The organism is Sporosarcina sp. BP05, assembly GCF_014282005.1.
Lineage (GTDB): Bacteria > Bacillota > Bacilli > Bacillales_A > Planococcaceae > Sporosarcina.
Genome location: NZ_JACFTD010000018.1, coordinates 53,493 through 66,187, shown reverse-complemented (window position 1 = coordinate 66,187; position 12,695 = coordinate 53,493). Strand labels below are relative to the sequence as shown.

Here is a 12,695-nt window from a genome sequence, read left to right as displayed (position 1 = left end):
TCAATAAGTAACTCGATTCGATCGCTGAACGGGTTTGTATTCTCTATACACCCCAGGTTAACATAACACCAGTTATCGGAAATAATAGAGTAGGCGCATGAATATATTCATGCGCCTCTCACAGATCCGTACGTGCGGGTCATCGCATACGGCTCCTCCATATTTATCCCTTCTAGGGATGTAGGTCTTGATAAATATCCAGTAAGAAAACTAGGCGTAGTTCCCTAAATTTCTCAATGGGAATTGCGACATGAACAGGTGTGGAAAGAGAACTTCTCCATTTAGTCATTCTTAAACCAGGAAGTTCTCCTTTCCAGTCTTTTCGTCTGAGCTCCTTATGGAGCTTTTTTATTTTCCGCCAACTTCGTAATTGCACCATCCGTAATCTTCGCCTAATCCACGAATCCAAAAGCTTGAATAAGCTTTTACAGAATCCTATTCCAAAGTATCTACCCCAGCCCCTTATTACAGGATTGAGGCGATGTTTGATAAGTTCACCCAAGTCTACCGTTTGGTTCTTTCTTGTGATTACTTTTACCTTTTCCTTAAACTTCTTGATGGCTTTTTCTGATGGCGTATGGAAGTAACCGCCTTTGAACGTATAGCCAAGAAATGTGAAGGGTTCAGATAAATTATCCACAATTGTGGTTTTCGTCGGATGAACAACCAGTCCCAATTCTCCTTCGAGTAGCTTCTTCACTGATTTCAGAACTCTTTCGGCACCCTTTTGTGATTTACAACAGATGACAAAATCATCCGCATAGCGGGTAATCCGATGTCCACGCTCAGACATCATTTCGTCTAATGGATGAAGATAAATATTAGCCAGTAGCGGACTAATCACGCCTCCTTGAGGACTACCGCTATGACTTTCATAGACCAGACCATTGTCTAGAACACCCGATGTTAGGAATTGCTCAAGCAGAGCTAGGACACTGCTGTCAACCATCTCTTCCCGAATGAGTACCATCAGTTTCTCGTGTGGTATGGAATCAAAATAGGTTTTGATATCTGCGTCAATCACAAATGTATAGCCATCCAATAAATCCTTACGGATTTTCTCGATTGCCATATGAGCACTACGATTTGGTCGAAATCCAAAACTGCACGGTAGAAACTTTTCCTCAAAGATAGGTTCCAATTTCCGTTTGACCGCCGCTTGAAGCACGCGGTCACCTACCGTAGGAATTCCTAGTGGACGCTGTGTTCCGTCTGTCTTTGGAATGTAGACTCTCCTCACTGGTTTTGCACGGTATGTTTTATCTCGAAGAGATTGTTGGAGCACTCTTAAGTTGTGTTCCAGTTCGAGTTCATACTCTTTAATCGTAACGCTATCCACACCGTGCGCCCCTCTATTTTTCTTCACATCATAGAAGGCTTGTTCCAGATTGGAGTACGCCCAGACTTTATCAATCAGACTGTACCATTTGCGTTTCTTGGTGGATACTTCCCCTACACGTAAACTTTGCTTTCCTGTTAATTCTTTCATGTATCCGTTACCTTCCTAATCCTTCGACTGGTTGAATAGTTTGCACTGACCAGTCTTTGAAGTAGTACTCGCCCCTAAACAACCTACTTTCTATTCGGTCCCGATTCTACGGCTATCTGCCTCGTCGGCTTCTGTTTAGTACATGGAGAGCTTACAAGTGCACTTGTTTTTCTTGTATGGACAGTCGGGCTTCGCATCAAGTCACTGCCTTTTGGGTCAATGCTTGTCTTGCCAATCAGATGACAAATCACTTACCTTTATAGCTTTTCTGGTAAGCTTATTCACTACTATCCCCTGCTCTGACTTCTCACCTTCCGTCGAACCCTTCTTGTCCATTACGGGTTTGAACGATTCTTACCACCTAGGGTGGAGATGATGAGACCTCCTTGGGTCACGTCAATTCTCTTTCCCCCGAAACCAGTCCTCCTAACTAACAGGATATAATTGTGGTTTTGGACGTCCCCATCTTTTGCAAGGTTATCCTATCCTGCCAGCCAACATGGTTTATGCTATCTGTTCCGGGTTTTGCCTTCTGGTCCTCCGCACAGAACCTCGCGATACCTGCACTACCAGTCAGCTATACATTTCCGCCACTACGGCATGTTAGGGACTTTCACCCGTTAGAGAAAAGCGCTGCCAAGCGCACAAAAGCCTTTGGAACTATTGATTCCAAAGGCTTTTTATTTATCACAGACTACATAAACTTTAGATTAATTTCTCTGTAGCAATTTTAATGTTCGATACATTGAATCAAAGAAATGATGAATATCATCTTTTTCAATTACCCAATCGCAACTCGCATCATCAGGCAAATCTGCACGCGTTTTTCGCCAAGGATACTCTATATGTGTTAAGTTCTCTAAAAATTTCGCTTCAAATTTACTATATTTATCCCATATCCAATGCAATATACTCAACTGATCAGATGTTAAACCTAAATCATGAATCGATACACCAAAATCTTTATCAATTCTTTTCGAACCATACGATTTATACCGATGGTACAAATCAGGAATTACGGGACCATGTTGCCATGCTTGGAAATTATCTTCAAATAAATCGTGTCCAGTGAAAGCATGGCTCCATCCCTGAGAAAAATACATTAATTTCTGAAGCTTTAAAGGAGAAACTCTTAAATCGTCTTCATCTTCGTCATTAAATTCTTGCCCTTTTATAATAAAAAACTTCTCTACTGATTCTGTAGAAGTCATGTGCGATTCATCATCTCTATCTTCTATATTTAACAAAGTAAGCCTATCATCTAATCCCTTTAATAACTCACTCGATTTTACTGTATCTAATAAGAAAGATAACCTTTCTTCAAGTGCTCCTTTAGGTTTCTCTTCAAGTTCATCACGATAATTATCAAATGCTCGTTTCATCGCGCGTGGATCTAAATATGTTTTAAAATGAGTATCATGTTTTTTCGTCTGTAAACTTCCATTTTCATATCGAGAGATAGTAGCTGGGCTCCATCCAATTAATTTAGCCATTACGCGCGTACTAACCTGATAAAGTTCGTTACGAACATAACGAAAATCTTCTGCTTTTAACATATCTTTCTTTTCCTGATATTTACGATAAATTGTACTATAGTTTCGATCTGTTAATTCGTCGTTATCTGTGTACTGTCCACATTTTGTACACTCATAACGTTCAGCTTCATATGTGATAGTTTCGCCATGCAATTCAACTTTATCTGTAACAAATTTATGTTCAACCGGAGTTCGTTCAAAACAATGAACACAGAATTTTAATTGTAACGTCATATCTTTTTCCTCCTGTTTTTCATACCCCACTCATGATGCCTCGAGGGGGTATGTGATTGTGCGATCTGGTTTATGAAAAGAAACACAACAGGTAAAAGGGCCATCATTGTCTTCAATAAAACTGAACTTAATATAAACTTCCATCGTTTCATTTCCAGTAACAACTTTTCCAAATTCCCACATATCACTATTTAGCAATCGTGGAGGAACATTACTGCTCCCATTTTGATTGGGTCCTCTGTAATAATCTTCATATGTTAGTTCTTCTTCAACAATGCGCCTTATATCTGCTGCTCTAAATCCTAATTCCAACAAAGTAGCTTCGTTCTTATCTCTTTGTGCTAAAAAGATAAAATGGTCATTTCCCCGATGAATACAATCAACAATCTTCTTTAAAACGTCTTCAACTTGGGCCTGTGTAGCTTCGTTGAATGCTGCCAATAAAACCACATCCAATATTAAGATTAGTGTTCTCAGTCATACGGTATCTTATTCAAGGATAACACCTTTCGTTATCCATTAATAACACTTTATCATAATTTATGAATATTTAACATGAAAACAGATCAAAATAATAGAAAAAACTGTTTCATTTTTTCGTGATCTCTACTAACTATCTTTGAGAAATATCGTATTCCGTTATATGTTCACTATGAAACGGTACAGACCCATAAGTAATATAAAATGTATACGATATGCATTTCTAGTTAACATAACACCAATTCACGGCAGTATTTAGCTGTATTACTCAAAAAAAAAGCTGCCATGATAGGCAGCTAACTTCAACTAAAGTACCCGTTAATTGAACAAGCACCTACTCTACTATTTCACATTATGGTCGTACCGTGACGTTAAAATTGCTCGTCTATATTTTCTTCATCTGTACATAAGCATTCATTTTTGGCTTTTGATTTACCGCAAATTAAACAAATAATTTCTTTTTGTGCCATTTCATGCAAAACATCAGCAAATGGTTTTAATATTGGAAAATGTTTAAATGTCTCTTCATCACTTAGTCTTTCAGTCATTTTCTGCTCCCCTTTCGTTACTTCGCATTATAGGTCAAATACGACATAAAACCTCTACTCCCTTCTTTCACTAACCTGCCCAAGTTAGTGAAAGAAGGAAAAGGATTAGCTACATGAAATCAAATTGTAAAAACAGCGATTTGATCGCCGAACAAGCTTATATAATCTATACTAATGCCTGTTCCAGGAAGTCATTTACGGGCAGCCAATTCTTTGCAAGATTTTACGTCTCTTTTCCCTTGGTCATGTAGTAGCCATAGTCCCTAAATGACAATAAAATTACTTAATATGTTAGAATTTCACAGCATTTCAATAATCAATTCCATGAACGCAATTATCATATGTCCACTGAATGATTTTTTCATCATTATTCGTTTCGTAGAACTCTGATAACAATTGATTCCAATGCTCTAATTGCTGTTCGCTGATATTAACGATCCCTAAGCCATTTAACATCATAATTGCGTTTGCAGAGACAATTGCTGTACGTTTATTGCCATCCCAAAATAGTTGTGTTCGCATGGCATAATACATATACTTCAAGGCTTTGTATGTGAGTGAGCCCTCGCTACCCCTAATTCTATTAAGTGTAGAGACTACTTCTGATTCAATTGGAATTGTAGGTGTATAGTCAACCCCATGTATTCCTACATTCCCTGTGCGTAAAACGCCCCATTCCAGTGATTCATTATAGGATATAAAACTGTTTATTTTACAAGCTGTCGTCAGATTAAATGTCGTATCACTAGGCAGTTTCAATACATATTGATACGCGTTTTTGAGATTGAGAATAATCTGTACATCATCCATGCTAATCCCACTTACACTCATCCCTTCTACAATTGTTTTTGTTTGCGGAAAGGTTGTGTTCACCTTTTCTAAACGTGAAGCTGAATGGATCAGGCCAATAACACTTTTCTTTAATAAAAACTTCGATTCACGTTCATTAAGGTTGTACTTATTGGTAATAGTCATTATTATCCCTCCATCTTAACGCTACATTTTTAAACACCTTCATTTTACTGAAGGGAAACAATCTACTTCGAATAAAACTCCCTGAACCTATCATTTTCAACAGACCTTATTGTTAGTATACAGTGGACGCGTTAAGAAGCATTCTGATGGATGGCCTTAAAGGTCCAGGGCTTGAACAGCTGCATCCATATCGTCCTGTGTGATGCCTATATACCGTAATGTAACACTCTCGGAACTATGGTTAAACATCTTCATCAAGAGCGTAATATTGGTCCCTCTCTTTATCTGATGGTAGCCGAACGTTTTTCGAAGGGAATGCGTCCCGATGTTTTCGAGACCTAACTCGTTCGCTGCATCACTCATAATGGTCCAGGCCTGGACCCGACTAATTGCTTGATTCGTCCCTTTCCGGCTCCTGAATAAATAGGCTTCCGGATCCCCCTCATAATACTGATCAGCATACGCTTCAATCGCTTTTTTGACCCCTTTAGAAAGAGCCACCTTGTTTTCCTTCCCTGTCTTTTGTTCAATCATGATCAAGTGCGAACGCACGCTTTTTTTGGAATCTAATACATGCTTAAATTGCACCCTAATTAAGTCCGAAATGCGATAAGGAGAATTGATGCCAAGCGTAAATAAGAGATAATTCCTTTCACTTTGTGCGAAAAGGATTTTTTTCATGCTGCTAATCTTGTTAAGATCCCGTATCGGTTCAACGAATTTCATATGTTCAGTATCCCATTACGCAAAAGGGATACACCTCCTCACGCATTTTAACGTACAAACCCCAATATAACTTAAGTTAATTGTAACACGCATTAAGTTAGATTCAAATGCGCAACGAAAAAAATGCACGGATAAAAAACAGCTTCATCCCTTTTGCATCAAGGGATGAAGCTGTTTTTGTGAATCTAACATATTTCCATTGTGTTAGATTGGCCGCTTTCAATTTTAAAGTTATGCATAAAAAATCCAGAAAATAGTGCGAGGCTTTTCTATTTTCTGATGTCATAGATTTAAGAACAAATACTGTAAATCCATTCAATTCTGTGTAAGTCTATTTACGCTTTAAATTAAGTACTTCTTCTTTACCTTCCCAACTTATCTTTAAGGCAATACTTTCATCCACTTGATGTAATGAATCTTCGGTAGAATCTGGCTTTGTTGATTCAATTAAGCCATCTTTATTTAGGGGATAGTTTTTCACAGCTAAGTTTCTACCTCGGTAGTTATGGGAAATAGTATAATCTATCGTTTCAGGAACTTTCTCATTACCGATGTAAAAGATAGTATGTGAAAGGTTAGACTCAGTTATTACATAACTAGCTCTCCAATTTCCCCCTTCTCGTTACACGCAGCTAAACATATAAGAAAAAGTGAAATAGGCAGAATTAAAAGTATTTTCTTCATAATACCCTCCTAATCAATACCATAATATCATATTATGATTAACTTTTCTGAAAATAATATATTTATTTTATGACATAAGTGCGTGGGTCTATTATAAAAAAAACCTCAAACGAGGCTGTCTCAAAAAGGATGAGCAGATTGAAATAGAGACCGTGTATCACATTCATCTAGACTTATCCGAACCTGCCCATGACGTGTTGGAAACGAAACTGTCTTACACTATCATCAACAAATACATTCCGGAGTCCTTATCCCCCCAAGTTACAGTCTTTGCTACTAATTGGTTATTTTAATGATGTAAAATGGAATTGCTGAATACAAATCAACTGAAGCAATATCTTGCTGTATCGGGCAAGCGTTTAAAAACCAGCCAGTATTGCACATCGCATCCGCATTATTACACATTAATGGTATACTTTGTATAAATTAGAATGGGGGGGAATCACATGAAATCCAAATTATTAATAGGTTCTATTGTTCTTGTGATTGGTGTTGCAATCGTGGGGGTACGTGCATACACGGGAGATGCGAAGCCAAGCGGTGACGAAATAAAGAGTATAAAGGTTGACGAAGTTTCAAAGGAATCGACCGAACCTGTAACTATAAAGGTTGACGAAGTTTCAAAGGGATCGACCGAACCTGTAGCTATAGTGTACGACAAGGAAATCGGCGTGTGGCTTTCGGAAATGAATGCAATGCTTTCCGCACCGTTGGACGACCCTCGATTGAAAGAAGCGAACAATGACGAAGGGTTCGAATATTACTTGAAAGCACAAAAAGTCATGGACTCATACCCGAACCGAACACCGATCTTCTTAGGGGACACAAATTTAGAAAAAGAATTTCATAATTTGATTGGGCTTGAGGGTCGCATATCGCTTCTTCAATTTTCCCGCACGTCGCATTTAGACTCGTACGGGCGAGCGAAGGAAGACACGTCACTTTACGATCAATGGAAACCGAGCGACGATAATATGCGGCAAGCGTTCGAATACTTCAGTCAGTTGGTGAACGACCTTGACGTTGCATTCAATCATAGCGGGGTAGGCGAAACGTTTGGCATGACTCATCTATTGAACGGCGCAAAGGTTACTGAAATTGAACCATTTTTAAACGCGAAATAGAGTAGGAGGGGGGGATTAACTCCCGGCCTCTCACATCACCTAAATTTTAATAGGGAAAGTTCTGTATTGATACTTTATTGGTAAGATTGACTATACTGGCCGGTTAGTTGAAGAAGGTATTCGATGGCTGAACGAGTTTGTATAGGCCATGGACATAGCAACGGGGTGTGAATTCACTCTTGTTATTTAATCGCTTATTATATTGACCTTTCAAAATACGAATGGTAAGGTTTGGGTAAAATTGTAAGGGGGTAATGATTCTTGAAACTAAACAAAGTTGGAATGGTCGGTGTTTTGGTTTGCGGATTGTTGGTGGCATGTGGGAAGGATGAAATAAATCCTGAAGGGAATTCAAAAGTTAAGGAAACGGCAGAGGTTGAACTGGAAGAAGTAGCGGGAAATGAACTTCCCGAATTTTTGCCGCAAACGAAAGAATGGGTTGCTGAAACGTTGGCGGAATTTAATCGACCACCCGAAGAACGATTCGATGAAGCGGGGAACGACATCGGATTTGTTTATTACATAAAAGCGCAAGAAGCAATCGAAAGTATGTCCCAATCTGTTCACCACACAGAAGTTGGCTTTGATGAAGATTTCTCGAACTTGCGGCTTTTAGCTGCGGGAATAAATCATAACCAATTTGTACGAACCGCACATATCGAAAATACGGGAAAGGAAAAGACCAACCTTGACCACGTGAAGAACTGGAAGCCCGTTCCCAAAAATACTGAAAAATCATTTGAATATATGAAGCAACTATTGAATGACCTTGACGTTGCCATCAACAAGAATGGCGAAGGGGAAACTTTTGGCGTGTCACATTTGATGGACGGGAACAAGGTTAGAGAATTGGAAAATATCTTTACATCCAATCCCTAAAACATCGATTCGATCGCTGGACGAGCTTGCATCCTCTATACACACCAGGTTAACATAACGCCAGTTCACGGAAGTAGTTAACTCCATTACTCAATAAGAAAAAGCTGCCCTGTAAAGGCAGCCGATTTTTAACTAAAGCTACCCGTTAGTTGAAGAAGAAGAGTCTCCAATGCAACCCGCTTCATCAACACAGTCCTGACTGGTTATTATTAGTGTTTTACTTTTTCAGAATATCTAACAAGCAGTATCCAAGTACTATTCCTGCTGCTGTCGCGAATGGAGTACTAATTGTTATTCTTAAATAATCCGAAAAATGTTCACCAAATGAGGTATAAATCCAAATGGGAGAAGTTACGATAAAAAAAGTTGGGGCACCAATTGCTAACAATTTCACCCAATCGAATGTCCATTTTTTCTGTTGCTGAATGTCCTTGACCAATACAGGTAGCTTTAATAGCATCCCAATAATGACTGGAAAAACGAGACTGTAAATTAAGAATAATTTGTTATCAAACGTTGTTTGGGCAATGGATTTTAAACTCATATAATATAGGCTACCTAAATAACAGATGAAACCAATAAAAAAAACCCAAACAAAATAATACATAAAACGTTTCATCTAAATACCTCCTTATATCTGTTTCCTTTTATACGGGTCAACAAATACAAAGTTTCAATTTTCAATATTTTTTATATAATTCTTTTTGAACTAACCTGTCCCGTTAGTTGAACAAGAAACTCGATTCGATCGCTGAACGACCTTGCATACGGCATGCACACGAGGTTAACATAACACCGATTCTCGGCAGTTGATCCAGACAGGCACCCCCTTCCAACACCTCAGTTACCTTCCTATGGCCCTTCACTTTCTTTATGCACGAAATATACATTGTAGAATCAACGGGCTTTCTGGTAAACGTCTGGCATATCTAACTGAATAGTTATGCAGATTGACCTCAACGGTGAGTAGATGAAAAACCCTCCCGAAAAGTCATGGGGGGTTCATTCGAATTTATCCATAATTAGCATGTGAATCCTTTTTTATAAGTTAGGACATTCCCGTATTGTCTTAACCAATTCATATCTCTTAAAACCCATTTATAAAATATCTCAGTTCCTCTACTAAAGTATAACTTTACGATTATTCAGTGTAAGGGTGACAATGAAAATATGAGTGACACAGGGGTTGACAAACACCGGATACAGGATGCTGCCACTTTAATCGGTAAATTGCACTTCAAAGTAAGCCTTTTCTAAACAATAAAAGCGCTTATCCAAGCTGTGAGTTGGGTTTTAAATTTGGTTGTGCAAAATAACGCTTAAAATAAGCGCAAAAAGCACCGTTTAAAGTGCTTGTAGTTGTTTATACTCTTCTCGTAATTCCTCTCTTCTTTTTTCAATAACGCTAAAACAACTGACGATTTCGAATCTAATCTCATCAATGGGGTTTTCTTCAATATCTCTCATGACCATTACTGCCAATTCATATTCGGTAATCAGCTTGCCTAAGTCGAATATTTTTTTATTAACATTATCCCCTAAAACAAATACTTCTGGCGAATTAGCTAATGAACTTACTTTGTTTCTTAAAAGTTTCAAGTTATTCAGTTCCTGTTCGGGTATCAATTTATCCGGATAAAGACTGCTGAAAAGCCTGTACAGTTTGTCGTTCAAATCGTCGACTGACTTCAAATCGGTTTTAATTTCTTTTACTCTTTCACCTTTTCTATTTTCATTGATAGTTTTATTTACACCCATCAACGTAATCGTTCCACCTAATACAGCACCCCAAAAAGCAATCACTCCTGCAAGTATCGTCGAATCCCAACCAAAAAACATTTTCACTAGTCCTGCAATGAGTAAAATATTCATCAATAAAACCGATATTAGCATAATGTATGGCATCGCTTTATCAACATCTTGTTTAAAACCCTTCAAAAAATCACCCCTCTGACATAATACATCAAAGAAGGTGAATGTTCTCTAAACATCTTAATAAAAATGCGTAGTTTTTGATGGTGCTCCTATCCTACGTCTTATGTTTCAAAACCGAATAGTTTTTCCATGTCTGTACATAAGTTATAACTTCTAGAATTATTACACCTTGTAATAGTCCGAATAGACTGTATACTTCTTTTAAAAGGGTAGGTATTGTAATGGAGGATAAAGGAGTTTCTATGTATGATAGATTACCAATAGAAATAATGGCAGGGTTTTATTACCATATAAACAAAAACATAGAGGACGGAATTTTGTCTAATGCTATGTATCACGAAATAAATCTAATTAAACAAGTAGCTACTAAAAAAGGAATCTCATTAACTTACTTATATGAACGAGGATCAACTGTGAAATGATAATACATAGATTTCTTAGGGGTATAAAATCTCACCATTTTCATCATAGGCAGATATATCATCAAAAATGGTGCCAGACTCTATGATTTTATTAACATTAGAACTTGCAAGTATACTTGTATATGAAATTTATTGAAGTACTTTTATTTACGCCCCCCTTCGGGGGGCGCTGGATCTTGTTTTTTGTGCATTTGCTGAAGCTTGGATAATATTTTATTCTGTTTCTATTTTTATATCTAATGCTTCACTTACTGTTCCTAATTCCATAGCGTACCAATCTGAAATTTCATCTAATGCTTTTTCTTTTGTGTCTGCTTCAATTTCGCCTTCAAATACTTGTGGGAAAAAATCGTCTTTTACTTTAAAATTGAATACTGGCATTTTATAACATCTCCTTTGTATGTTTACAATGTTGTGCCTTGGATATAGTCAACTGCTTTTTGAGCATTTGCTGAAGCTTGGATAATGAATTTTTTATCACTTTTCAACTTCCGCAACCATCCATCAATATAACTTGCGCTATTGTCTATAGTGACATGGTCAATTTTTGTAATTGTACAAAGCATGGCGCTTCCAATTTCCGCTATTAATTCCTCTTTTGAATATGTTTCACTGCCAAATGATACATTTCCAATCTGTACACCTTCTCGCCTCAAGCGACTTACATGCCCGGTAGAATGTAGTATCTCGTGAAAGAGCACTCCGTAGTATTCTTCCGCACTTTTATAGTCTTTAAGAGGTGGCACGCTCACATAGTCCATTGAAGGACTGTAGAAAGCTCTTCCTGATTTATATTTAACTTCGGGCTTCAATATATAATCTTCAATAATTTTTTCGCATTCTTCTATTGGGTCGTGCTGCTCTGAAATTATTTCGCGTTTCGATTCCAAGCCCTCGACTTGTTTATTTATTTCAAAGACATTGTAAAAGCGCATCAAGGGAATTGTTTTATCTTTTTCGGATTCACCGTCTTTGATTTCCAGCATCTTCCAAAAGGCGACCATTTGAGATTTTTCACCTTTTTTTACTTTCCCACCTGCATCTTTGATTTGTTTGAATGTGGCGTACTCTCCTGATTCAAGGAGTATTGCGTTTATCCCTCTGTATGGTTTACCTGTATTCCAGTTCACTGCCATTCCCTGATGAAAAGGCATTCTCCACGGTATCACACCATTTTCAAGGTTTTCTATTATTCTTTCCGTTACCATTTCATAAATATTTTTGCTCATTTTCCCTCATCCTCTCGATTATGTATGTTAGAATTGAGGGGCAAAGGCTCTCAAATCTTTGCCCTAGTCGGTTGCTATGTCAGTAGCAGTCGGCTTATTTTATTTTTGTATCGTTTAAAATTTTATATCCTTCAGCTGTAATGCCTTTTTCAATTGCCGGATTTTTTTCCAACTCATTTTTTAACCATCTTCTGAAATAACTCGCACTCCCAAACGTTGAATCACTCGCCCCAGAACCCTCATTCGCAAATGCGTAAGTATAAGTTTCGTATTTCGGTTGCGTATATTTCGACCAATTACCTTCGCACTTTACTAAAAGAACCATTTCGTTTCTTTCTTCTTCTGAATATAATTTCATTTTTTCCACTCCCCTTTTTTTAGTTAAATTTCTAATTCAATCTGTTGATTATTTTCAATTGTAAAGACAGGTCTTGA

The 12,695-nt window shown here is 37.7% G+C and carries 15 protein-coding genes; 3 read left to right on the top strand and 12 right to left on the bottom strand.

What is annotated here, in order from left to right; all coding sequences use genetic code 11:
* Positions 1-172: 172 nt before the first annotated feature.
* The 7 genes from ltrA to H2672_RS15975 all read right to left on the bottom strand — a co-directional run bounded on the left by ltrA (position 173) and on the right by H2672_RS15975 (position 6,468).
* Entirely contained in the window at positions 173-1,489 is a 1,317-nt protein-coding gene (ltrA, locus tag H2672_RS16005) for a group II intron reverse transcriptase/maturase (protein WP_186673026.1), read from the bottom strand.
* A 710-nt stretch (positions 1,490-2,199) separates the two neighbouring features.
* The gene (locus H2672_RS16000; RefSeq protein ID WP_186673025.1) at positions 2,200-3,258 is read right to left on the bottom strand and encodes a type II toxin-antitoxin system antitoxin SocA domain-containing protein; all 1,059 of its coding nucleotides are present in this window, start codon (positions 3,256-3,258) and stop codon (positions 2,200-2,202) included.
* A gap of 30 nt (positions 3,259-3,288) precedes the next feature.
* The gene (locus tag H2672_RS15995) at positions 3,289-3,708 is read right to left on the bottom strand and encodes a hypothetical protein (protein ID WP_370569682.1); all 420 of its coding nucleotides are present in this window, start codon (positions 3,706-3,708) and stop codon (positions 3,289-3,291) included.
* 401 nt (positions 3,709-4,109) lie between these two features.
* Positions 4,110-4,286, bottom strand: coding sequence for a hypothetical protein (locus tag H2672_RS15990; RefSeq protein ID WP_186673021.1), 177 nt, complete (start codon positions 4,284-4,286; stop codon positions 4,110-4,112).
* A 309-nt stretch (positions 4,287-4,595) separates the two neighbouring features.
* Entirely contained in the window at positions 4,596-5,261 is a 666-nt protein-coding gene (locus H2672_RS15985; RefSeq protein ID WP_186673019.1) for a Fic family protein, read from the bottom strand.
* Positions 5,262-5,417: 156 nt separating this feature from the next.
* Positions 5,418-5,987, bottom strand: coding sequence for a site-specific integrase (locus H2672_RS15980; protein WP_186673017.1), 570 nt, complete (start codon positions 5,985-5,987; stop codon positions 5,418-5,420).
* Between the two features lie 331 nt (positions 5,988-6,318).
* The gene (locus H2672_RS15975) at positions 6,319-6,468 is read right to left on the bottom strand and encodes a hypothetical protein (protein ID WP_186673014.1); all 150 of its coding nucleotides are present in this window, start codon (positions 6,466-6,468) and stop codon (positions 6,319-6,321) included.
* Positions 6,469-7,117: 649 nt separating this feature from the next.
* Here H2672_RS15975 and H2672_RS15970 point away from each other — a divergent pair.
* Positions 7,118-7,795, top strand: a complete 678-nt coding sequence (locus H2672_RS15970; protein WP_186673012.1) for a hypothetical protein — start codon at positions 7,118-7,120, stop codon at positions 7,793-7,795.
* Between the two features lie 261 nt (positions 7,796-8,056).
* Positions 8,057-8,674, top strand: coding sequence for a hypothetical protein (locus H2672_RS15965; RefSeq protein WP_186673010.1), 618 nt, complete (start codon positions 8,057-8,059; stop codon positions 8,672-8,674).
* A gap of 217 nt (positions 8,675-8,891) precedes the next feature.
* On the opposite strand, the gene H2672_RS15960 is transcribed toward H2672_RS15965, so the two are convergent.
* On the bottom strand, positions 8,892-9,293 hold the full coding sequence (locus tag H2672_RS15960) for a hypothetical protein (RefSeq protein WP_186673008.1): 402 nt from the start codon (positions 9,291-9,293) through the stop codon (positions 8,892-8,894).
* A gap of 725 nt (positions 9,294-10,018) precedes the next feature.
* Positions 10,019-10,612, bottom strand: a complete 594-nt coding sequence (locus H2672_RS15955; RefSeq protein WP_186673006.1) for a hypothetical protein — start codon at positions 10,610-10,612, stop codon at positions 10,019-10,021.
* A 218-nt stretch (positions 10,613-10,830) separates the two neighbouring features.
* On the opposite strand from H2672_RS15955, the gene H2672_RS15950 reads away from it, so the two are divergent.
* The gene (locus H2672_RS15950) at positions 10,831-11,031 is read left to right on the top strand and encodes a hypothetical protein (protein ID WP_186673004.1); all 201 of its coding nucleotides are present in this window, start codon (positions 10,831-10,833) and stop codon (positions 11,029-11,031) included.
* Between the two features lie 213 nt (positions 11,032-11,244).
* On the opposite strand, the gene H2672_RS15945 is transcribed toward H2672_RS15950, so the two are convergent.
* From H2672_RS15945 to H2672_RS15935, 3 genes are all read right to left on the bottom strand, one after another.
* Positions 11,245-11,412, bottom strand: coding sequence for a hypothetical protein (locus H2672_RS15945; protein ID WP_186673002.1), 168 nt, complete (start codon positions 11,410-11,412; stop codon positions 11,245-11,247).
* 23 nt (positions 11,413-11,435) lie between these two features.
* Positions 11,436-12,260, bottom strand: a complete 825-nt coding sequence (locus tag H2672_RS15940; RefSeq protein ID WP_186673000.1) for an ArdC family protein — start codon at positions 12,258-12,260, stop codon at positions 11,436-11,438.
* 94 nt (positions 12,261-12,354) lie between these two features.
* Complete coding sequence (locus H2672_RS15935) at positions 12,355-12,618, bottom strand: hypothetical protein (RefSeq protein WP_186672998.1); 264 nt, start codon at positions 12,616-12,618, stop codon at positions 12,355-12,357.
* Positions 12,619-12,695 lie beyond the last annotated feature (77 nt).